At 32.1% G+C, this 21,839-nt stretch carries 22 protein-coding genes; 17 read left to right on the top strand and 5 right to left on the bottom strand.

Annotated features, from left to right (window positions below; all coding sequences use genetic code 11):
• The first annotated feature begins 5 nt into the window (after nt 1-5).
• The 12 genes from A0O34_RS18875 to A0O34_RS18930 all read left to right on the top strand — a co-directional run bounded on the left by A0O34_RS18875 (nt 6) and on the right by A0O34_RS18930 (nt 10,537).
• Nucleotides 6-956, top strand: a complete 951-nt coding sequence (locus A0O34_RS18875) for a glycosyltransferase family 2 protein (RefSeq protein ID WP_066758222.1) — start codon at nt 6-8, stop codon at nt 954-956.
• 7 nt (nt 957-963) lie between these two features.
• The gene (locus A0O34_RS18880) at nt 964-1,692 is read left to right on the top strand and encodes a DUF3667 domain-containing protein (protein WP_066758226.1); all 729 of its coding nucleotides are present in this window, start codon (nt 964-966) and stop codon (nt 1,690-1,692) included.
• A gap of 8 nt (nt 1,693-1,700) precedes the next feature.
• Nucleotides 1,701-2,402, top strand: a complete 702-nt coding sequence (locus A0O34_RS18885; RefSeq protein WP_066758229.1) for a GIN domain-containing protein — start codon at nt 1,701-1,703, stop codon at nt 2,400-2,402.
• Nucleotides 2,403-2,478: 76 nt separating this feature from the next.
• Nucleotides 2,479-2,835, top strand: a complete 357-nt coding sequence (locus A0O34_RS18890; RefSeq protein ID WP_066758231.1) for a four helix bundle protein — start codon at nt 2,479-2,481, stop codon at nt 2,833-2,835.
• 84 nt (nt 2,836-2,919) lie between these two features.
• Nucleotides 2,920-4,635: a phospho-sugar mutase gene (locus A0O34_RS18895; RefSeq protein WP_066758233.1), complete on the top strand. Its 1,716-nt coding sequence runs from the start codon at nt 2,920-2,922 to the stop codon at nt 4,633-4,635.
• A gap of 82 nt (nt 4,636-4,717) precedes the next feature.
• Nucleotides 4,718-5,563: a hypothetical protein gene (locus tag A0O34_RS18900; RefSeq protein ID WP_157886067.1), complete on the top strand. Its 846-nt coding sequence runs from the start codon at nt 4,718-4,720 to the stop codon at nt 5,561-5,563.
• Nucleotides 5,564-5,584: 21 nt separating this feature from the next.
• Nucleotides 5,585-6,838: a pyridoxal phosphate-dependent aminotransferase gene (locus A0O34_RS18905; RefSeq protein ID WP_066758237.1), complete on the top strand. Its 1,254-nt coding sequence runs from the start codon at nt 5,585-5,587 to the stop codon at nt 6,836-6,838.
• A gap of 144 nt (nt 6,839-6,982) precedes the next feature.
• Complete coding sequence (locus A0O34_RS18910; protein WP_066758240.1) at nt 6,983-7,573, top strand: hypothetical protein; 591 nt, start codon at nt 6,983-6,985, stop codon at nt 7,571-7,573.
• 39 nt (nt 7,574-7,612) lie between these two features.
• Entirely contained in the window at nt 7,613-8,341 is a 729-nt protein-coding gene (kdsB, locus tag A0O34_RS18915) for a 3-deoxy-manno-octulosonate cytidylyltransferase (protein ID WP_066758255.1), read from the top strand.
• 71 nt (nt 8,342-8,412) lie between these two features.
• Nucleotides 8,413-9,075, top strand: coding sequence for a histidine kinase (locus tag A0O34_RS18920; RefSeq protein WP_066758265.1), 663 nt, complete (start codon nt 8,413-8,415; stop codon nt 9,073-9,075).
• Between the two features lie 24 nt (nt 9,076-9,099).
• Entirely contained in the window at nt 9,100-9,678 is a 579-nt protein-coding gene (locus tag A0O34_RS18925) for a glutathione peroxidase (RefSeq protein WP_066758267.1), read from the top strand.
• A gap of 64 nt (nt 9,679-9,742) precedes the next feature.
• Complete coding sequence (locus tag A0O34_RS18930; protein WP_157886068.1) at nt 9,743-10,537, top strand: tetratricopeptide repeat protein; 795 nt, start codon at nt 9,743-9,745, stop codon at nt 10,535-10,537.
• Between the two features lie 104 nt (nt 10,538-10,641).
• Here the strand turns inward: A0O34_RS18930 and A0O34_RS18935 are convergent, their stop codons facing one another.
• A complete protein-coding gene (locus tag A0O34_RS18935; protein WP_066758272.1) occupies nt 10,642-11,298 on the bottom strand; it encodes an NAD(P)H-binding protein in 657 nt (218 codons plus the stop codon).
• Between the two features lie 102 nt (nt 11,299-11,400).
• Here A0O34_RS18935 and A0O34_RS18940 point away from each other — a divergent pair, with 102 nt between their 5' ends.
• Nucleotides 11,401-11,757 (top strand): MmcQ/YjbR family DNA-binding protein, encoded by a 357-nt coding sequence (locus A0O34_RS18940; protein ID WP_066758275.1) that lies wholly within the window; start codon nt 11,401-11,403, stop codon nt 11,755-11,757.
• Nucleotides 11,758-11,920: 163 nt separating this feature from the next.
• Entirely contained in the window at nt 11,921-12,421 is a 501-nt protein-coding gene (locus A0O34_RS18945; protein WP_066758286.1) for a hypothetical protein, read from the top strand.
• A gap of 48 nt (nt 12,422-12,469) precedes the next feature.
• Here A0O34_RS18945 and A0O34_RS18950 read toward each other — a convergent pair whose 3' ends face one another.
• Complete coding sequence (locus tag A0O34_RS18950) at nt 12,470-13,390, bottom strand: bifunctional riboflavin kinase/FAD synthetase (RefSeq protein ID WP_066759830.1); 921 nt, start codon at nt 13,388-13,390, stop codon at nt 12,470-12,472.
• A 321-nt stretch (nt 13,391-13,711) separates the two neighbouring features.
• Here A0O34_RS18950 and atpD point away from each other — a divergent pair, with 321 nt between their 5' ends.
• From atpD to A0O34_RS18965, 3 genes are all read left to right on the top strand, one after another.
• A complete protein-coding gene (gene atpD, locus A0O34_RS18955; RefSeq protein ID WP_066759831.1) occupies nt 13,712-15,220 on the top strand; it encodes a F0F1 ATP synthase subunit beta in 1,509 nt (502 codons plus the stop codon).
• Between the two features lie 49 nt (nt 15,221-15,269).
• Complete coding sequence (locus A0O34_RS18960; RefSeq protein ID WP_066758288.1) at nt 15,270-15,551, top strand: FoF1 ATP synthase subunit delta/epsilon; 282 nt, start codon at nt 15,270-15,272, stop codon at nt 15,549-15,551.
• An 80-nt stretch (nt 15,552-15,631) separates the two neighbouring features.
• A complete protein-coding gene (locus A0O34_RS18965) occupies nt 15,632-16,453 on the top strand; it encodes a hypothetical protein (protein ID WP_066758291.1) in 822 nt (273 codons plus the stop codon).
• Nucleotides 16,454-16,538: 85 nt separating this feature from the next.
• Here A0O34_RS18965 and A0O34_RS18970 read toward each other — a convergent pair whose 3' ends face one another.
• The 3 genes from A0O34_RS18970 to A0O34_RS18980 all read right to left on the bottom strand — a co-directional run bounded on the left by A0O34_RS18970 (nt 16,539) and on the right by A0O34_RS18980 (nt 21,836).
• A complete protein-coding gene (locus A0O34_RS18970; protein WP_066758293.1) occupies nt 16,539-18,728 on the bottom strand; it encodes a B12-binding domain-containing radical SAM protein in 2,190 nt (729 codons plus the stop codon).
• 188 nt (nt 18,729-18,916) lie between these two features.
• Nucleotides 18,917-20,800 carry a right-handed parallel beta-helix repeat-containing protein gene (locus A0O34_RS18975; protein WP_066758295.1) on the bottom strand — a complete coding sequence of 628 codons (1,884 nt, stop codon included), beginning with the start codon at nt 20,798-20,800 and terminating at the stop codon, nt 18,917-18,919.
• A 157-nt stretch (nt 20,801-20,957) separates the two neighbouring features.
• Entirely contained in the window at nt 20,958-21,836 is an 879-nt protein-coding gene (locus A0O34_RS18980; protein WP_066758297.1) for a DMT family transporter, read from the bottom strand.
• Nucleotides 21,837-21,839: the final 3 nt, after the last annotated feature.

The following is a 21,839-nucleotide window of genomic DNA, read 5'->3' on the forward strand; positions in this document are numbered from 1 at the left end:
ATTAAATGAATCTATCTATAGTTATTCCGTTACTTAATGAGGAAGACTCTCTGGAAGAGCTTTTTTCGAGGATTGATAATGTTTGTAAAACAAGCAGTTTATCATATGAAATCTGGTTTGTGGATGATGGAAGTACGGATCTATCATGGAATATTATTGAGAATTTGAAGATCCAACATCCTCAGATTCACGGAATTAAATTTTCCAAAAATTACGGAAAATCTCAGGCGCTTCACGCAGCTTTTGAAAGAACAAACGGAGATGTAATCATCACAATGGATGCTGATTTACAAGACTTTCCGGAAGAAATCCCTGAATTGTACGACATGGTAATTAAAGACAATTACGACATCGTTTCCGGTTGGAAAAAGAAGCGTTTTGATAATGTGATGACGAAAAATGTTCCGTCAAAATTATTTAATGCCGCAGCAAGAAAAGTTTCGGGGGTTGAGCTTCATGATTTCAATTGCGGATTAAAAGCTTACAAAAAACAGGTGGTAAAAACAATCGATGTGTATGGAGATATGCACCGTTATATTCCTGTTTTGGCTGCCAATGCAGGTTTCAGAAGAATTACTGAAAAAGAAGTTCAGCATCAGGCAAGACCTTACGGAACTTCAAAATTCGGAACAGAAAGATTTATCAGAGGGTTTCTGGATTTGGTAACACTTTGGTTCGTAAGCCGTTTTGGAGGTAGACCGATGCATTTTTTTGGTGCGGTAGGAACAATCATGTTTATTTTAGGTTTTCTTTCTGCAGTTTGGTTAGGAGTTTCAAAATTAATTGATGTTGCAAGAGGAATTTATGGTCATTTGATCACCAATAATCCGTGGTTTTTCATTGCTTTAACGATGATGATTATGGGAACTTTGCTGTTTATTGCAGGATTTTTAGGTGAAATGATTATCAGAACGAATAGAGAACATAAAAATTATAATATTGACGAGGTTATTTAGGTAACATATGAGTAAAAAGAGTTGTTTAAACTGCGGTCACACGATTTCCGGTGAGTTTTGTTCTCATTGCGGACAAAAATCTGACACAGCTAGAATAACTCCACATTCTCTTATCAAAAATGATATTTTAGGATCGATTTGGCATGTTGAAGCTAAATTTTTCCATACACTAAAAGACGTTTTATTCAAACCCGGACAAACGGCAATGGATTACATTTCAGGGAAAAGAATTAAGTATTATAATTTATTTTCCCTGTTGCTTATCTTGTTTGGATTCAATGTTTTAGCACTTCATTTTTATCTGGATTTAAATCCTCAGGAGATTCCTGCAGACAGCTCAAATATTATGGGTTTCTTCTCTAAATATTCTAAAACAATTTTATTTGCGCTCATCCCAATTCTTGCCTTCAATGCTTTGATTATTTTTAAACGCATGAAGCTGAATTTTGCGGAACATATAATTATTGCATCTGTCAGTCTTTCAGCAATTTTGACGATTTTATTATTAGATGATATGATTAGTATCATCGGAATATATGATCCTTTGTCGAAGATTATTAATATTTTAGATAAAATTTTAGTGTACGGACTTCTTTTATTTCCTGCTTTTACCTATTTTAATGCCTTTAAAAATTCGTATTCAAAATCAGGATTATTATGGAGATTGTCTGTATTTTATGTGATATTAGGAATCGAAATTTTTACTATAATTATACTTATATATAAAATATTTTAATAAAAATAATGAAGAATATATTTTATGCAGTTGCTGTTTTTGCTTTAGTTTCTTGCGGAAAAGTATCTCCGAAAGGAAAAATTGAAACTAAAGATATTGATGTTTCAGAATTTGTAAATCTTGAGCTTGAAGGTAAATTTCGTGTTTTCTACGCAAGAGGAACCAAAAATTTTGTTGAAATAGAAACGTATCCGAATGTCGCCAATAATTTAGATGTTGATGTGAAAGATAAAACACTTTTCATCAAAGAAAACAGAGGAACGAAAGGTGTTGATTTCTATAATGTAACGATCTATTCAAAATATAATCTGGAGAAAGTTTCTATCTCAGATTCTGTGGAAATGAACATTTCAAGTGAAATTAAGACTGATAATTTTAGGCTTAATTTAAAAAATAATGCTACTTTTATGGGTTCCGTGAATACGAGAAGAGCAGAAGTAGATATGCAGAACAGAAGCCGTGCAAATTTTCTTGGACTGACAAAAGATGCTGTCATCAAAATCTCTGATACAGCAAGTTTAATTGCTCCTTACTGGAAGATTACCAACCTGAAAATAGACTCCAAAAATGGAAATTATGCAGAAGTAAATGTAAAAGATTCATTAAAAGGACAAATTCAGAATACTGCGAAATTTATTTATTATGATAACCCAATTCGAGCTTTTAAGATTGATAAAATGGCAAGGGTTGAGAATAAAAGGTTGGATTAATAAGGTTTGAAGAGGGAAGCTGGAGGATGGAAGAATCGAAGTCTTTCAATTTTAAAAGTAAACAAAGTATTAATTGATGAGTTTCAAATTTGAAAAATTAATTATTTGGCAAAAGTCAATGGAGTTTGGAGAAGATATTTTTAAATTATCTCAAAATTTTCCAAAAGATGAGTCATTTAACTTAACATCACAAATTAGAAGAGCTTCTGATTCTGTTGCACTTAATATTTCTGAAGGAAGTATTTTACAGTCAAAATTAGAATTTAGAAAATTTTTAGGATACTCAATCCGTTCTCTAGCGGAAGTGGTAACTTGTTTATATAAAGCGAAAAATAGAAAATATATTTCGGAAGAAGATTTTAATAAATTATATAATGATAGCTATAATATTATGAATCAAATTATAGCATTTAGAAACAAAATAATAGAATAGGGCTGGAAGCCTAAAGCAGAATAATGGAAAACTTCCTGCTTCAAACTTCTAGCTCCCAACTTAAAAAGAATACAAAATACACATATGACAACATTAGAAAAAGCAAAACTTTGGTTAAGTGACACATTCGATAATGAAACAAGAGACGCTGTTCAATCATTAATTGACAGCAATTCGCCTGATTTAGAAGACTCTTTTTATAGAGAATTAGAGTTTGGAACAGGAGGGATGCGCGGAATTATGGGTGTCGGAACCAATCGTTTAAATAAATATACGTTAGGTCAAGCAACACAGGGACTTGCGAATTATATGTTAACGCAATTTCCTAATGAAGAAATCAAAGTTGCGATTGCTTATGACGTGCGTCACAATTCAAAAGAATTTGGAAAATTGGTTGCTGATGTTTTAACGGCGAACGGAATAAAAGTGCTTCTTTTTAAAGATCACAGACCGACTCCAGAATTGTCTTTCACGGTTCGTGATAAGAAATGTAATGGAGGAATTGTATTAACGGCTTCTCACAATCCGCCTGAATATAACGGTTACAAAGTATATTGGAATGACGGTGCGCAAATCGTTCCGCCACATGACGAGGCGATTATTAATGAAGTATATTCTGTAAAATTTGATGAAATTAAATTCGAAGGAAACGATGATTTAATTGAATGGATTGGGCCGGAACAAGACGATGTTTACATTGATGCTTGTATCGAAAACTCTACGTATCAGAACGTTGGAAAAGAAAATTTAAACATAGTTTTCACTTCAATCCACGGAACGACTTATACAACGGTTCCTAAAGCTTTAGAAAAAGCAGGTTTCAAAAAGATCGATCTTGTTAAGGAGCAGATGATTCCGAGCGGAAATTTCACAACGGTAGAATCCCCAAATCCTGAAGAGCCTGCAGCGTTGGAAATGGCAATGGATTTAGCAAAAATTACTAATGCAGACATCGTTATCGGAACAGATCCTGATGGCGACAGATTAGGAATTGCTGTTAGAAATCTTGAAGGAAAAATGCAGTTATTGAATGGTAATCAGACAAATACGATTCTTACCTACTATATTTTAAATGAATGGAGAAAATTAGATAAAATCACAGGTTCTGAATTTATCGGTTCTACGATCGTAACTTCAGATATTTTCTTTGATATTGCTCAGAAATTCGGTGTTCAATGTAAATCTGGACTTACAGGTTTCAAATGGATCGGAAAAATGATCCGTGAAGCAGAAGGAAAAGAAAAATTCATTTGTGGTGGTGAAGAAAGTTTTGGTTTTATGACGGGAGATTTCGTTCGCGATAAAGATTCTTGTGGAAGTATCCTTGTTGCGTGTGAGATTGCTGCATGGTGTAAAGCCAATGGTAGAACGATGTATCAATATTTAATCGAGATTTATCAGGAAGTAGGAATGTACTATGAGGGGTTGGTAAATCTTGTAAGAAAAGGTAGAGACGGAGCTGAAGAAATTCAGAATATGATGAAAAACTTCCGTGAAAATCCTCCTAAAGAATTAGCAGGTTCGCTGGTTGAAGAAGTAAAGGATTTTAAAGAGCAGACTAATTTTGTCGTTTCCAAAAACGAAAAATTGATGATGAACGAAATTCCAAAATCTAACGTATTAATTTATTATACTCAGGACGGAACAAAAGTTTGTGTAAGACCTTCTGGTACAGAACCTAAGATCAAGTTTTATATTTCAGTAAAAGACAGTATTAATTCTGAAGCAGATTTCAAGAAAAAACTGGAAAGTTTGGAAGAAAAAATTCAGGAAGTAAAAAAAGATTTGAAGCTGGATTAATTTTCCAATATCAGAATTAATGATAAAAAAGAGTTTAGTAATTTTTATTCTGTGTATTTCTTTGTTTTCCTGTAAAAAAGAGGTGTCAAAAACTTCTGAAATAAAACAGGAAAATGATTCTATTGCAAAAGTAGAAACAAAAGGAGATCTGTACAAACCTATTGATACTGCATGTTCTTCTCAAAATAAAACGGAGGATTATATTGCTGCACTTCAATGGTATCAGACAAAAACAGAAAAAGAAATTGCTAAAAACTCACCGGAACAGAATGATAAATTATACGAAGATTATGTAAAAATTCGTAATAAATATATCGGTTGTCTCAGTAATACACTTGGTGATATTTTGGAAAAATATGTCAATTATTATGATTCTGAAAGCGAAAGCTATAAGTTTCCTGAAAACATAAAGAAACTTACAGCCGAGTTTAAAAAAGGAGGTCTTGAATTCAGAGAAGTAGGAGAAGGGTACACCGAAATTTGGTCGAAACCGGATCATTATTATTCTGTTTTTAAAAATAAAGTAACTCCTGATTATGAAGCATATATCTCTCAGACTGCAAAAGAAAACGAGGGGAATTATGCTGCCGATGCAGGTTTAATGATTACTTGGAAAGAATTGGGCGACCGATTGATCTTTTGGGAGAATTTTATTAATAAATATCCTAAAAGTCCTTTAATTTCCAGAGTGAAAGAGGATTATAATAATTATCTGTACGATTATCTGTTTGGAATGGACAATACACCGACTTATGAAAACTCAGACGGAAAATTGTACGATGAAAACAAGGCGGAATTCAACAGAATGATTAAAAAGTATCCAAATTCGTATATTGCAAAAAAAGCACAGGAGCTTTTGAATCTTTTTGATTCTAAAACTCCGACAGAACAAATTCGTGAGAAAATAAATATCGAGAGAAAATATTAGTAAATTTTAAATAAAAATAAAGTGAAAGTTTCAAAATTAGCGGCGAACCTGATTGGTTCTGAAATTGTAAAAATTGGTAATGAAGTAAATGATTTAAAGGCAAAAGGAGCGGAAATAGCCAATCTTACCATTGGTGACCTGAATTCTAATATCTACCCGATACCTACAAAGTTGAAGGAAGAAGTTCAGAAAGCATATCAGAACAATCTGACAAACTATCCGCCGGCAAATGGACTTTTATCTTTAAGAAATGAAGTTTCTAAAGACTTGAAAACGAGATGGAATCTTGACTATAATGCTAATGATATTTTAATCACGGCAGGTTCAAGACCTTTGATTTATGCGGTTTACAAAACGATCGTAGACGAAGGAGATAAAGTGGTTTATCCAACACCATCTTGGAACAATAATCACTATGCTTACCTTACTTCGGCTGACGCTATTGAGGTAAAAACAACTCAGGAAAATAATTTTCTTCCGACTGCGGACGATTTAAGACCACATTTAGAAGGAGCAGTTTTGGTAGCTCTTTGTTCACCATTGAATCCTACAGGAACAATGTTTACAGAAGAACAACTTTCTGAAATCTGTGAATTGATTTTAGCTGAAAACAAAAAAAGAGGCGAAGACGAAAAGCCGTTATATTTAATGTATGACCAAATTTATTCTAACCTTACTTTTGGAGCAAAACATTTCGATCCGGTTTCTCTTTTCCCTGAAATGAGAGAATATACGATCTATATCGACGGTATTTCTAAGTGTTTGGCAGCAACTGGAGTTCGTGTTGGTTGGGGATTCGGTTCGGCTCATATTATTGATAAAATGAAGGCTCTTCTGACTCACGTTGGAGCTTGGGCACCAAAACCGGAGCAGGAAGCTACTGCAAAATATTTCGAAAATCCAGAGGATGTAAATACTTTCGTTGATGATTTCAAAGGAAAGCTTGAAGCGAGTTTAAAGGTTCTTCACCAGGGAATCCAAGATCTAAAAGGTAAAGGATTGGCTGTAGAAAGTATTGAACCAATGGGTGCGCTTTACCTTACAATTAAATTAGATTATATCGGAAAAACAAAACCTGACGGAACTGTTATCGAAAATTCTTCAGACTTAGTATTTTACCTGATTAATGAAGCTGGAGTTGCTTTAGTGCCGTTTTCAGCGTTCGGAGAAGAAAAATCTGAGCCTTGGTTCCGTGCTTCCGTTGGAGGACTGCCTATCGAAGAAATTTCAGGTATGATGCCTAAATTGGAAAATGCTTTAAACAAATTAAAGTAATTTCATATAAATAAATGCTTCGACTAAGTTCAGCATGATGTCGCTAAAATTTACCGTTAAATTAGAACAGTTAGTATTAGAGATGTCATGCTGAGCAGAGTCGAAGCATTTTGATAATTAGCAATCAGAATCAGCAGATTATTAATGAAATTTCCAAAAAAATCTTTTTTAGAAACTAAACTTCTTAGCTATTCAACATTAGGAATTATTATTTTGGTAATTCTAAGTGTTTGGCTTTCAGGAACAGGTTCTCATAGATCTTTATTTCTAAATTCTATTTTGTCAACTTCAATTTTGGCTGGTGCATTTTTTCTTTTCATCAGTTTGGGATTGTATTATGGATTGAAATTAAAAGATAATATTGGAAATGTTTTAAATCATGAAAGAATAAAAAAGGTTTCAGACAAAACACCAACAATTGATGGTTTTGACTTCGATCCTCCTGATATTGGAGACGGAATTGGGGGAATTATAATTTCAATCATTGTTTGGTTCTTGTTTTCAATTATTATTACATTTTTATTTTATATTCTCGGAGTTTTCTTTTGGGCTGTAATTTTATTATTCATAGCAATGTTATATTGGATTTTTTTCCGAGCTTTACGTTTGGTATTTAAAAATTCAAGGCATTGTAAAGGAGATTTATTAAAAAGTTTAGCATTTGGATTTTTTTATTCATTTCTTTACATTTCATGGATTTACGGAATTATCTTTTTAGCTAATTATTTAAATTAAAAGAAACTCATAATTAACAACTTATAACGATTTTACCTTATGAAAATCATCGCTGTTATTCCTGCACGTTACGAAGCAAGCCGTTTTCCCGGAAAATTAATGCAGATTTTAGGCGAGAAAACTGTAATTACAACAACGTACAAAAATGTTGTTGAAACAGGTTTGTTCGACGAAGTTTTTGTTGCCACCGATTCTGAAATTATTTTTAATGAAATTGAAAATAACGGCGGAAAAGCTGTCATGACAGGACAACACGAAACAGGAAGCGATAGAATTGCAGAAGCCGTACAAGATATTGATTGTGATATCGTTATCAATGTTCAGGGTGACGAACCGTTTCTTAAATTAGAGCCTTTAAAACAATTAATTGAAGTTTTTAGAGAAGATGAAAATCAGGAAATCTCTTTAGCTTCATTAAAAATACAACTGACTGAAAAAGAAGAGATCGAAAATCAAAATAACGTGAAAGTTATTACAGATAACAGTGGTTTTGCCTTGTATTTCAGCCGTTCCGTGATTCCTTTTCACAGGGAGATTTCTTATGATGTAAAATATTTTAAACATATTGGCGTATATGCTTTCAGAAAACATGCTTTACTTCAGTTTTCAAAATTAGAAATGAAACCGTTGGAAATATCAGAAAAGATAGAATGCATCCGTTATTTAGAATATGGTATGAAAATCAAGATGATAGAAACCAATTTTGTCGGAGTTGGAATTGATACACCGGAAGATCTTGAGAAAGCCAGAAAAATAATATCAGAATAATTGGTAAATTACTAGATTGATACACTGGTAAATTATTTAAAGCCTTATATTTGAATTTATAAATTGAATTAATGAAGAAATTACTTTTAGTATTCGTCCTGATTTATTCGCAAACTTTTTTTGCACAGACGGCAAAGGAAATCATAGAAAAAAACATCGAATTATCCGGAGGATTAACCAATTGGAAACTGTTAAATTCAGTATTACTTCAGGGAAAAGTAGTCTTAGGAATTAAAGACGAATATCCGATTAAAATTTTTCAGGAGCGTCCGAATCTTACCAAAACCGTTCTTACAATAAACAATAAAGAAACAGCCATTGAAGGCTACGACGGAAACAAAGGGTATGCAATGAACTATGCAACCAACAAAGTTCAGGAATATCCGAATTATGTGCCCGAAAGTTTCGATAACGATTTCATAGACTGGGAAAATAAAGGTTTTGATGCAAAATATTTAGGAAAAGAAAAAGTCGGAGAAATTTACTGTCATAAAGTTGAATTGACGAAAAACGTAAATAAAAATTACTATTATTTCGACACCAAAACATACATGCTTTTGAAAGAAATCAAGAAAGATGAAACAGTAAGCTACTCTGATTATAAGAAAGTTGGAAACCTGGTAATGCCTTTCAGAATAGAATCCTCAAGCGCGAAAAAAGACGGAGATTATGTAATGTTAATCAATAAAATTGACATCAATAAAGTATTTCCTACGAATATTTTTAAGTTTTAATTAAAGAAAATAAAATATACTAAAATGAAAAAGGTTTTCTTATTGATGCTTTCTTTCGTAGCATTTCTACAAAGTTGCACCAACCAAAAAAGTGAATTGTCTAAAACTAAAACCAACGAACTTATGGGAAAAACAATATACGATTTCAAAGTTAACGCTCTGGAAGAAGGTAAAGAGATCAACTTTGCAGATTTCAAAGGAAAGAAAATCCTTATCGTAAATACAGCTTCAGAATGCGGATTTACTCCACAATATGCTGATCTTGAGAAAGTTTATGAAGAATATAAAGATAAATTGGTAATTGTAGGTTTCCCAGCAAACAATTTTGGAGGACAGGAACCAGGAACAAATACTGAGATCGGTGCTTTTTGTCAAAAAAATTATGGAGTAACATTTCCACTAGCTGCAAAAGTTTCAGTGAAAGGTGATGATACTGCACCAATATTTAAATATTTAACTGAAAAAGATTTAAACGGAGTAAAAAATACAACCATCCTTTGGAATTTTACAAAGTTTTTAATTGATGAAAACGGTAAATTGGTTGATAGTTTTATCAGTACTACAAAACCTACTGATCAGGCGATTACAAAATATTTGAAATAAGATTAAAAAAATATATTTTTGCAGAGTGGATGTTTTTCATCCACTTTTTTTTATTTTTAAAACTATGAAAAAACTATTAATCATTTTTATTTTGATTTTTTCTATTAAAGGGTTTTCACAAGACAGCTATTTTTTAGGAAAAACAAATTATTGTACCCCTGAAAAAGCTGAATCAAAAAAGAATTTTGAGTTAGGTATAAAAGCACTTCAATATCCCGAGTTTTACGAAAAAGCAACTCGTATTCTTGTTTTGGCTACAGATAAAGATCCCAAATATTGTGATGCTTTTTTCTTGGCGGGATATCTTTTAAGATTACAGGACAAGCATGAGGATGCTATTGCATATTATTATGTTGCAGATAGTTTAGCACAAAATAAAGCGCCGATATTTAAACAGAATCTTGCAATTGAATTCATGAGATTTGGAAAAGCTGATGAAGCCAGAAAAAAATATGAAGAAATGGTAAAATATTTCCCAACAGATCCTGAAGGATATTATGGAATTGCCAATACTTCTATAATGTTGGCTGATTACGATAAAGGACTTGAAAATCTAAAGAAAGCTGAAGACCTATATAAAAATACAGGTGGAATGAAGGATGACGGAAAGTATATGTATGGAATGTTGTATAGTCTGAAAGGTAGCTATGAAGAGGCTTTACCTTATCTTGAAGATGTATATTCTACTTATAAAAAAGATGATAACTATTTGGCTCTTTATGCCTTATCTCAGATAAAAGTTGGGAAAAGTAAAAATGATGAAAAGCTTATCAAAAAAGCAAAAAATACTTACGATAAAATAAAAGATAAGCCTATAGTTGAAGATATTTCTAAGAAATTAAAAGAAGAGTTTTCTTAAATTTTAAGCAATATAAAAAACTTCGACTCCGCTCAGCGTAACACATTCAAATTATACAAATAGTATTAGAAATGTTACGCTGAGCGGAGTCTAAGCGTTTTATTCTACTCATTACTCTTCTCCGCAAAGCAAAAAATATTTCCCAACTTAATACTCGAATAGCCATTACTTTTTATTTTAGCAGAATTAATCATCGCTTTGGCTAAAATATCTGTCGGAAGCGGTTTCTGACTTTCCAAAAGCCCTAATTTATTCGCAAATTTTATAATTCTGCTTCCTAAAACTTCTCCGGTTCTTTCAGAATCTTTTCTTTCCAACATTCCGGGTTTGAAGATTGTAATTTTATTGAAATGTAACTGTTTTACAGCTTCTTCGAGCTCTCCTTTCATTTTTGAATAGAAAATTTTAGACTTAGAATCGGCTCCGTAAGCGGAAACTAAAACGTAATCATCAACCTCATTTTCTTTCGCTGCTTTTGCAAATTCATATTGATAATCGAAATCGACTTTTCTTTGAGCCTCTTTGCTTCCTGCACTTTTCAAAGTCGTTCCAAGACACGAAAAAGCAACATCACCTTTTACAGAATCCTTCCATTCATTAGGTTTTTCGAAATCAACGACATGAACTTTCAGTTTATTATCCTGAATATCAATAGGTTTTCTCACAAAAACATTTACTTCTTCAAAATCTTTATCGTTAAGTAACTGAGTTACCAAATCTTTTCCTGTAGCACCTGTAGCGCCGATTACCAAAGCTTTCATATTAAATATTTTAAGGTGGATGATGTTTCTTTCTTAAATTTACTAAATTTGAAGCAAAGTAAAAAATATTACTTATTACCCATTACTAATTACTCATAATTCATGGATGCCAACGAAATACTAGATTATTGCCTAGCAAAAAAAGGAGTTACAGAAACTTTTCCTTTTGACAATGAAACACTTGTGATGAAAGTAGGAACAAAAATGTTCTTATTAATGGGGCTCGAAAGACAGCCTTTAGGAATCAATGTAAAAACAGATCCCGAATGGAGTGCAGAGCTTCGCGAGCAGTATCCACAAATCACAGGCGCATTTCATATGAATAAAACGCATTGGAATTCGGTTTCAGTAGATGGATTAAAAAGAGATTTGATTTTTAAATTAATAGACCATTCATATGATTTAGTATTTAAATCTTTAACTAAAAAGGCTCAAAGTGAAATTAATGATTTTACTTAAAAACTATAAATAATAGGAAATCCATTCATTAAAAAGAAATTAGTTGTTGATTATTAGGATTTTGAGTTTTTGTATTTAGTGAAAAAATAAATTTATTTTTTTTTAAAGGCATTAAATTTGTTATTAATTGCTTTAAAACAATATTCATAAAAAATAAATACAAATGATAAAAAATATTAAAGTATTAATAGCTGCAGGAGTATTATCGGTAACATTATTCAGTTGTAATAAAAATGAAAAAAAACCGCTTTCTGATACTGAAGCAAAATCTGAAAAATCAAGTCTACCTGATAACCAGAAAATTTTAAAATTAGAATTTACGGGTACAGATAATTTTACCATTAAAAATCCAAAACTAAAGGTAAGTTTATATGGTCATGATCCTCTGCTAGCCGATTCACCGGCTACATTAATTACGGAAAAAGAGTATGAACAAACATCAGTTCCTTTTATTATTAATATGCCTGTGCCAGAAGATGCTGCAAATCGTATTGATAAAAAAACTTCAGAACGCATGAAATATTATGTTTCTATAGAATGGGATTCTGACGGAAATGGTAAAGCAGGTGAAAAAAGAGACATTTATATAGACCACGATAAAGAATTTCCCAATGTGAAATTAAATGGAGAACTACAAAAAGTCTATTTAAAAATACTAAAATAAAATCTATCAATGAGCTGTTTCATACTAATGTGTGAAACAGTTTTTACTTTAAAAGTTAAACTCTTCCGTTAATCTTTTATCTTCATCTAACCTTTCAACTAATTTTTCAAGACCTTCGAATTTAATTTCCTCATGAAGAAAATCTCTGAATTTGACTGTGATATTTTCATCATAAATATCTCCTTCAAAATCAAGAATATAAACTTCTACAGTTAATTTTTCTCCATTCACAGTTGGATTCGTACCAACGCTTAACATTCCTTTGTATTGCTGATTTTTAACTAAAACTTCAACGATATAAGCTCCTTTTTTAGGTAAAAGTTTGATAGTTTCAGTTCCTATATTAGCTGTTGGATAGCCGATGGTTCGGCCTAATTTTTTTCCATGAACCACCGTTCCGGAAACAGAGTAGGAGTAACCCAACATTTCATTGGCTTCCTTAATATTACCTGTCAAAAGTGCATTTCGGACTTTCGTAGAACTGATATTGTTCTCATGAATGTTGATGGCTTCCATTTGTTCAACCTCAAAATCTAATTCTTTAGATAATTTTTGAAGCAATTCAAAGTTTCCGCTTTTATTTTTTCCGAAAGAATGGTCGTAACCTATAATTAAATACTTTACATTTAATTTTTCAACTAAAATCTGACGAACGAATTCTTCTCCCGTAAGATTTCTGAATTCTTCATCAAATTCTTTAAGGAATAAATTATGAATGTCATATTTTTCCATCAAAGATTTTTTCTCTTCCAAGGTATTCAGAAGCTTAAGATCTTCATTTGGATTAAAAATAAATCGAGGATGTGGCCAAAAAGTAAGGACAGCAGTCTCCAAATTGTTCTCTGAACCTACTTTTTTTAATTCGTCGATAATACTTTTATGCCCCAGATGCACCCCGTCAAACATACCTAAAGACAATGCTAGAGGCTTTTGAGAAGAATAATCACTAAAATTCTTGAAAACTTTCAAAACGGAAAAAATTTTGACTGCAAATATAAAGCCTTTAAAATGATCTATTATAATATAGTAAGAGTTATTTTCAATAAGAAAATTCGATAAATTATTAATTTGAAAATAGGTTGATTTAAAATATTCTAAATGAATATCAGTATTAATTGTTAAATATTTAAATATAGACCCTAAATCTCTAATTTTAGATACTAACCATTTCAACTCAATCCTAAATCCTGATTCCTTTTGTTTAATACGAAAAGCATGATAAAAATCTTTTTTTTAGCAATTGCGGGTTTGGTAAGAATCATTATATTTGCACCAAGAAAAAATTTAGCAATGGCAAACCAAATTAAAGGAAAAATTTCTCAAATTATTGGTCCTGTAATCGACGTAGTATTTAAAGATGTGGAAGCAATTCCAAGTATTTATGATGCATTGGAAATTACAAAAGGAAACGGTGAAAAAGTAGTCTTAGAGGTAGAACAACATATTGGTGAAGATACTGTAAGATGTATCGCAATGGATGCTACAGACGGTCTTCAAAGAGGGCAGGATGTGATCGGATACGGAAATCCTATTACTATGCCAATCGGTGAAGCTGTGAACGGAAGACTATTCAACGTTGTTGGTGATGCTATCGACGGGCTTCAAAATATTTCTAAGGAAGGTGGTCTTCCAATTCACAGACCAGCTCCAAAATTTGATCAACTTTCAACTTCTGCAGAAGTTTTATTCACAGGTATTAAAGTAATCGACTTAGTTGAGCCTTACGCAAAAGGGGGTAAAATTGGTTTGTTCGGTGGTGCCGGTGTAGGTAAAACAGTATTGATCCAGGAGTTGATTAACAATATTGCAAAAGGACACGGAGGTCTTTCTGTTTTCGCCGGAGTAGGTGAAAGAACGAGAGAAGGAAATGACCTTTTGAGAGAGATGCTAGAATCAGGAATCATCAAGTATGGTGACGCATTCATGGAGTCTATGGAACACGGTGGTTGGGATCTTTCTAAAGTTGACCTTGAGGTTATGAAAGAATCTAAAGCTGCATTCGTTTTCGGACAAATGAACGAGCCACCAGGAGCAAGAGCTAGAGTAGCACTTTCTGGTCTTACATTAGCTGAGTACTACAGAGATGGTGGTGAAAGCGGACAAGGTAGAGACGTACTTTTCTTCGTAGACAACATCTTCCGTTTTACACAAGCTGGTTCTGAGGTATCTGCACTTCTTGGTCGTATGCCATCTGCGGTAGGTTACCAACCAACATTGGCATCTGAAATGGGTGCGATGCAGGAAAGAATTACTTCAACTAAAAATGGTTCAATTACTTCAGTACAGGCGGTTTACGTACCTGCGGATGATTTAACTGACCCGGCTCCGGCAACAACGTTTGCTCACTTAGATGCAACGACAGTATTAGATAGAAAAATTGCTTCATTGGGTATTTATCCAGCAGTAGATCCATTGGCTTCAACGTCAAGAATCTTGGCTCCGGAAATTATCGGTGAAGAGCATTATAACTGTGCTCAGAGAGTAAAAGAAATTCTTCAAAGATACAAAGCGCTTCAAGATATTATCGCGATCCTTGGTATGGAAGAACTTTCTGAAGAAGATAAATCTGTTGTTTACCGTGCTAGAAAAGTTCAGAGATTCTTATCTCAGCCTTTCCACGTAGCTGAACAGTTTACAGGTCTTAAAGGATCATTGGTAGATATCAAAGATACTATCAAAGGATTTACGATGATTATGGACGGTGAACTAGATCACTTACCAGAAGCTGCTTTCAACTTGAAAGGAACTATCGAAGAAGCTATCGCAGCAGGACAAAAAATGTTAGCTGATAACGCTTAAATTTTTGAACGCTTTATGCCTAAAGCTTAAAGCCTAAAGCCTAAAAAATATGAATATAAAAATTTTAACACCAGAATACGTAGTTTTTGAAGGAGAAGTAGACTCAGTATTATTGCCTGGAAAAGATGGTGAATTTCACATCATGAAAAACCACGCAGGAATTGTTTCTTCTTTAATCGGCGGTAAAGTAAAGCTTTTTGCTCAATCTATTGATAATGCTTTTGCTAAAAACTTAACTAAAGAAAATGAGAAAGACTCTGTTTTTTCTTACTCAATCAAAAGCGGTGTTGTAGAATTTAATCATAATAAAGGAATTATCCTTTGCGAATAATTAAATGAAAAGCTAAATATATTTTCAAGAAAGTGTAACTTTGGTTACACTTTTTTTATGTCATGTAAAAATCTGATTCTATGAAGAAAAATATGATCATGTTGTTTACAATTTTGAGTATTTTCCTGAATGCTCAAAGTATTAAAACTAAAAGAGGAATTGTAAGTCTTGACGGAGTGCATGTTGCAAAAATTTCCAATAAATCAAATGAATATACTTTTTTAGATTTAAAGGAAACTCCTATTTATACAATGCAGTTTATTGATAAAGGCATAGTTGATTCTGTAAGAGATAGTTACGTTACCCTCAATCGTGTTTACAACAGAGATAAAACACTGGATCTGGATTATATTTCGCCATCTGCATTTTCGGGTGAAGAAAAATCGGCAGTGTACACTTCAATAAAAGGATTGAAAATTATCGATGAAAGAGGAATCAATATTAAAAATTTAGATGAAATTTTTAAAAATCCACCTAAAAGAAAGCTTGATTCTAAAACCAAAGATGCTTACACAACAAGAAGTAAGATTGATAGATTGAAAATTGAGATTAATAACGTTGGTGAAATCCTAAGCAATGGAGTTCCAGTAGGATATTTTACCAATTTACCTGTAAGTTTTGGTTCTGATGATACGGTTTATGAGAAATCTTTTTTAGATATTGAAGTTTATGATGCAAAAAGTAAATATATAGGTAAGTATATTACGACAACTAAACAGATTAAAACAGCCAACGGAAAGATCTTTACGCTTTACAGAGAAATGTCTGGAAGAGCTTCAATTCTAAAATTTCCTACCTACAAAGCTATCGCAGAACGAATGGCAATTATGGATCCGAGCTTTATTAAAGTTCAAGATAAAGTGACTGTAGGAGAGGTTGTAAAAGATGGTGTTCAAAAATAAAATTATCAATAGGAATGGGCTTTAGCCCGTTTTCAGAAGAATAAATTCAATGGGCTTTAGCCAAAACTTATAAAAATTCCGAAAATTACAAACTCAAAACAACTCCATTATCTTTCAATTGCTGCATCGGTTTTGAAAACCAGAATAATTCAAAGTCTTCTAAATTTTCTTCAAACTGAATCTTCAATTGCTGAAGTGTAATTTTTTTTGCGTTATCAGTAGAATTTTCTTTAAGCGTTTTTATCAGCCATTCTGCTTTTTCTTGCTCAAGATCTATTTTTACGATATTGGTTTTTAAATGGAACGTAAGTTGCGTATACGCCCATGAATTCTGCTTTTTTGTTTTTATGTAATTCTCAGCGATTACGTTTTTATCCAGAAAAACAATCTTTGAATTTCCTTTAAATTTAAAATCATCTTCTTCTAAAAGACAATCGTGAATATAATCGGGATGAATCGTTGTTTTCGGAATTTTAAAATCAAACCAGTCATTTAGTGGAATTTCAAAATTAATTCCATGCATATAATTGAATAAAGATTTTTTTAAACCAAAACTGAATTTGCTATGATCGATTCCTGTTTTATCCGTAAAATCAATATCATTATTGGCAAACAAAATTTCCTGCTTGATTGGGGTGACTCCAAATTCCTCGGGATTCAATCCGACAGGCGAGTGAGCAGTCATTGCAAACTGATGCCAAAATCCACTTTGCAGAATTCCCATTTCGAATAATTGTCGAACCATTTCTAAGGAGTCAATCGTTTCCTGAATGGTTTGTGTAGGGTAGCCATACATCAGGTAAGCATGAACCATAATTCCTGCCTCAGTAAAGTTTCTTGTAACCTTGGCAACCTGTTCTACAGAAATACCTTTGTCGATTAATTTTAACAATCGGTCACTTGCAACTTCAAGTCCACCTGAAACGGCAACACAACCGGAAAGTTTTAATAAAAAACATAAATCTCGCGTAAAACTTTTTTCAAAACGAACATTCGTCCACCAAGTTACGACAAGATTTCTTCGTAAAATTTCCAGTGCAACTTCTCTCATCAAAGCGGGTGGAGCTGCTTCATCTACAAAATGAAATCCTGTTTCGCCTGTTGTTGCGATCAATTCCTCCATTCTGTCAACCAGAATTTTTGCAGAAATTGGTTCGTAAATTTTAATATAATCTAAAGAAATATCACAAAAAGTACATTTCCCCCAATAGCAACCGTGTGCCATCGTTAATTTATTCCATCTTCCGTCGCTCCACAAACTGTGCATCGGATTGGCAATTTCAATAACGGAAATATATTTATCTAACTGTAAATCATTATAATCGGGAGTTCCGATATCTGCCTGTTTGTAATCGTGTCTTTTGGAATTATTTTTATAAGTAACTTCTTGATTTTCAATTAAAAAAGTTCTTTTGAATTCTGCTATTTCAACTTCAATATTGATGTTTTCATGAAGCAATTCAATTGGAAGTTCGCCATCATCCAACGTGATAAAATCAAAAAATTCAAAAACTCTTTGATCTTTGATTTCTCTTAATTCAGTATTCGGAAAACCGCCCCCCATAGCAGTTTTGATGTGAGGATAATTTTCTTTGATAAACTTTGCACATCTGAAAGATGAGTATAGATTACCAGGAAAAGGTATTGAAAAACAGATCAACTTTGGCTGAACAAGTTCGATTTTCTCTTGAAGAATTTTTAATGTAAAATCATCAATAAATGTTTGATTATCTGATAGTTTTAAATATAATTCATCAAAGGAATTAGCACTTTTTCCTAAACGTTCCGCATATCTGCTGAAACCAAAATCTGAATCTACATTTTCAACAATATAATCAGATAGGTCTTCTAAATATAAGGTAGCCAAATGCTTAGCTTTGTCCTGAAGTCCCATATTTCCGAAAGCATATTCCATATCATCCAATTGATTGAATCGGGAAGCTTCTGGAAGGAAATTCATTGAACAAACCTGTCTCGCCAACGTAGGATTTTTTCCTTGTAAAAATGAAATAACCTGATCGATTGTTTTTAAATATTCTTCTCTTAAAGCAAAAATTCTTTGAGAGTTTTCTGAAATGCTTTGAAGATCAATTTCTGTTTCGAAAATTTTCTGAATTCCGTCTTTTGAAAATAACTCCAAAATAACTTCAATCCCCAAATCGATTTGATAGCTTGAAATATTTTTGGTATTCAAAAAACCTTTGATATAAGCCGTCGCGGGATAAGGAGTGTTAAGTTGGGTAAAAGGCGGAGTGATAAGAAGCAGATCTTTCAACAGTAAATTTTTTGTAAAGTTATTTTAAATTTATTGTAATTAAAAAGAAACGTAAAAAATAAATGTTGCAGAAATATAAAGAATTACAGGGTAATAATTATTTTTGTTACCCTGTAATTTTTTTAATGTTGTAAAAACCAATTAACTATCTTGACTTTTATAATTGTCAAAAGTTTGTTGTAGCTTTTCTATAATATACCTTCGCTAGTCCATGTTCCGGGATAACCTGCTGTTGTACAAATCCAAGACTTTGAATCTCCTATTGATGGAGCAATATTTATTATTCTATCTCCTTTTTGATAACCTCCATAAACAGTAGATGATTTTCTTAATGTAATATTCATTAAAGGAGAATCATTACCAATCATGCAATTATATAAGTTTGATTCGTTTGCAAAGCCCGATGTAACACTACCTGTAAATGCCAGTGAAATATTACTTTGATTTCCTGTAAAAGTATTTCCAGTAATGCTAATGTTTTGACATTTATTAAACTGAACAACAAATTCTTCGCTTTTAAGAATATTATTTGAAAAGACTAAACTTCCAATAATGCCTTCTATAAAAGAAGCTTGGGTAAATTTTGAATTGAAGTTATTACCATTTATAATTACTCTTTCATATGAGCTGCCTTCTACTATCTGAGATATTGCTAGACATGAATTATTCGAAACAACTGAATTACCTTCAATTATAACACTGTTTACAATTATATTTTCTTGGGTATCATAATGCAAACTCGCGTTTAGACCTATTGCTACGGTATCGGAAACATTATGCTGAATGTTATTATTAATTATTGAAATATCTAAGACATTTATAACTCTTATGGATTCCCTTCTAGCGCCATCTTTAGCATTGTTTATAATATGATTACTAATTATTGAAACATTTTTTTGAGATGTTGCTACATTTATTCCAACACCTCTATTACAAATAATCTGATTATTTGTAACCAAGATTGGAAAATGTTCTTTATTAATATTTTCTGTATCTCTATAATCACCAGCTGCAATACCAATATGCCCAACTACTTGGGTGTCAAAATCTCCTGTTTTAACGCAACAATTTTCTATTATGTTGTCTTCAATAATTGTTCCAGCAAATGATTGGATGTATATTCCGCACCCGCTTAGATAATCTAGCCCATAGCCTTGTATATTTTTAATGGTGTTACCTATTATTCTTGTTTTTGTATTTATTGGGTGGGTAACATAACATATGATACCGTTAGTGTAGTGCTCATCAATAAAATTATTTAATATTTGGTTTCCTATGGGATTACTATCTGTATAAGGATCAATAATCATAATGCCATTATCAGATACTTTTCCTAAACAATTATTGTTATTAATAATATTATATTGAGATGTTTCATACACAGCGATATCAGAGCTCATTTGACGATTAGAATAGCAATCTTTGATTGTATTATGACCTATTGTATTAAAATTACTGTCATGAAGGACGATACCCCAGAATGAAAAATCTAGTATATTATTTTCTTTTATAGTACAGTTATTAGAATTATAGACGTAAACTATTGCTTTATATGAAATCGGGGCTAATTTCTCTTTAATACTAAAATTTATTCCTGAAATTTCAATAAAAGAAGCTCCGTTAACGTAGATTGTATTTCTATCAGATGACGCAACTTCTATCAAGGAATCATTATAATTTCCATAGAGTTTTTGACCAGAACTATTAATTTCAACTTGGTCAGAAATAAAAACATAGTAAGGAATATAAACGTTCTTTCCTGTGTCTAAGGCTTTTTGTATAATCAGTCGATTATCAAAAGTGGGATCAGATTTACTACCAACATATCGGATATCAATATAATCAAATTGATGTTCCAGTTTTATTATTCCTCCAATATCTACAACTTGAAAACCGTCAGGACTTGCACTTGTGGTTGATAAGAAATAAGCGATTGGATCTGGAGTATCACCTTCTACATAGTAACCACATAGTAAGACACCTGATACTACATGTGTTTGAAGATCATTAATCTCGGCAGCTGATAAAGTTAACATATCTGCCATAATATTCTTAATAATAAATTGAGCCATAGAAATATAGTTTTATCAAATTTAAATATATTTATAAATATTTCACAGTATTGTTGAGAAATTATTTATTAATTGTAAATTAAACTATAGTACTAATTATGATAAAATAAGATGTAGCTCTAAAAATATCTATATATCTTTTAAACTAAAAATTCGTTTATGTATGGGCAATTTTTTTATTTCCCGCAAGAACATTAAGAATGACTCCAAAAAGAATTAATGAAATTCCGATGAATAAATTAAAGGTAAATTTTTCATGAAAAATCATAACGCTCACAATCACAGCAACTACGGGTTCCAATGCTCCTAAAATTGCAGCAGGAGTCGAACCAATACTTTTAATCGCATACACCAAACATAAAGTTGAAATAACAGTAGTAAGAAATGCGAAAACTGTCAGGTTAAAAAAAACAGTTGTTGATGGAATTTCGAAAGATTCTTTTCCTACCAAAGCTTTAATCATAAAAAATCCTGAAGTAAAAAGCATGGAATAAAAGGAAAGCTTAAACCCTGAAACTTTAATATTCGATTTATTGACAATGATAATGTAAAGTGCATAAAATAAAGAGCTTAACATTACAATTCCAAGTCCTGCATAATTGATTTCCAAGCCTTTTCCTTTCAAACATAAAATAATTACGCCTGTAAAAGCAAAAAATAAGGATAAAATGGAAAGTTTTGTGAGCTTCTCTTTATAAAAGAAAAACATGATCAATGCTACTATGACTGGATAGATGAAAAGTACGGTTGAAGCAATTCCGGCTGTGAGATAATCGTATCCTAAAAATAAAAGCTCGGAAGAAAATGCATAGCATGTTCCCAATGCGGCTAAAATTAATCCTTCTTTTTTATTGATAGAAAGATTTTCTTTAGAATAGAGTAAATATCCGCCAATCATTAAAGCTGAAAATAAAAATCTATAAAATAAGGTAATATCTAACGAAAAATGTGCTTGCTTCACAGGCAAGATAAAAATCGGAATCAAACCATATGAAACCGCTGAAATAATTCCTAAAGCATAACCCTTAATCTTCATTAC

The sequence above is a fragment of the Chryseobacterium glaciei genome, assembly GCF_001648155.1.
GTDB lineage: Bacteria > Bacteroidota > Bacteroidia > Flavobacteriales > Weeksellaceae > Chryseobacterium > Chryseobacterium glaciei.

Bases quoted from the DNA above. Each gene is read 5' to 3' on its own strand.
- A0O34_RS18940 (WP_066758275.1), top strand. From the start codon at position 11,401: ATGGATGCCAACGAAATACTAGATTATTGCCTAGCAAAAAAAGGAGTT.
- A0O34_RS18975 (WP_066758295.1), bottom strand. From the start codon at position 20,800: ATGGCTCAATTTATTATTAAGAATATTATGGCAGATATGTTAACTTTA.
- A0O34_RS18885 (WP_066758229.1), top strand. From the start codon at position 1,701: ATGAAGAATATATTTTATGCAGTTGCTGTTTTTGCTTTAGTTTCTTGC.
- A0O34_RS18890 (WP_066758231.1), top strand. From the start codon at position 2,479: ATGAGTTTCAAATTTGAAAAATTAATTATTTGGCAAAAGTCAATGGAG.
- atpD (WP_066759831.1), top strand. From the start codon at position 13,712: ATGGCAAACCAAATTAAAGGAAAAATTTCTCAAATTATTGGTCCTGTA.
- A0O34_RS18945 (WP_066758286.1), top strand. From the start codon at position 11,921: ATGATAAAAAATATTAAAGTATTAATAGCTGCAGGAGTATTATCGGTA.
- A0O34_RS18910 (WP_066758240.1), top strand. From the start codon at position 6,983: ATGAAATTTCCAAAAAAATCTTTTTTAGAAACTAAACTTCTTAGCTAT.
- A0O34_RS18935 (WP_066758272.1), bottom strand. From the start codon at position 11,298: ATGAAAGCTTTGGTAATCGGCGCTACAGGTGCTACAGGAAAAGATTTG.
- A0O34_RS18960 (WP_066758288.1), top strand. From the start codon at position 15,270: ATGAATATAAAAATTTTAACACCAGAATACGTAGTTTTTGAAGGAGAA.
- A0O34_RS18980 (WP_066758297.1), bottom strand. From the start codon at position 21,836: ATGAAGATTAAGGGTTATGCTTTAGGAATTATTTCAGCGGTTTCATAT.
- A0O34_RS18880 (WP_066758226.1), top strand. From the start codon at position 964: ATGAGTAAAAAGAGTTGTTTAAACTGCGGTCACACGATTTCCGGTGAG.
- A0O34_RS18930 (WP_157886068.1), top strand. From the start codon at position 9,743: ATGAAAAAACTATTAATCATTTTTATTTTGATTTTTTCTATTAAAGGG.
- A0O34_RS18920 (WP_066758265.1), top strand. From the start codon at position 8,413: ATGAAGAAATTACTTTTAGTATTCGTCCTGATTTATTCGCAAACTTTT.
- A0O34_RS18965 (WP_066758291.1), top strand. From the start codon at position 15,632: ATGAAGAAAAATATGATCATGTTGTTTACAATTTTGAGTATTTTCCTG.
- A0O34_RS18925 (WP_066758267.1), top strand. From the start codon at position 9,100: ATGAAAAAGGTTTTCTTATTGATGCTTTCTTTCGTAGCATTTCTACAA.
- kdsB (WP_066758255.1), top strand. From the start codon at position 7,613: ATGAAAATCATCGCTGTTATTCCTGCACGTTACGAAGCAAGCCGTTTT.
- A0O34_RS18895 (WP_066758233.1), top strand. From the start codon at position 2,920: ATGACAACATTAGAAAAAGCAAAACTTTGGTTAAGTGACACATTCGAT.
- A0O34_RS18875 (WP_066758222.1), top strand. From the start codon at position 6: ATGAATCTATCTATAGTTATTCCGTTACTTAATGAGGAAGACTCTCTG.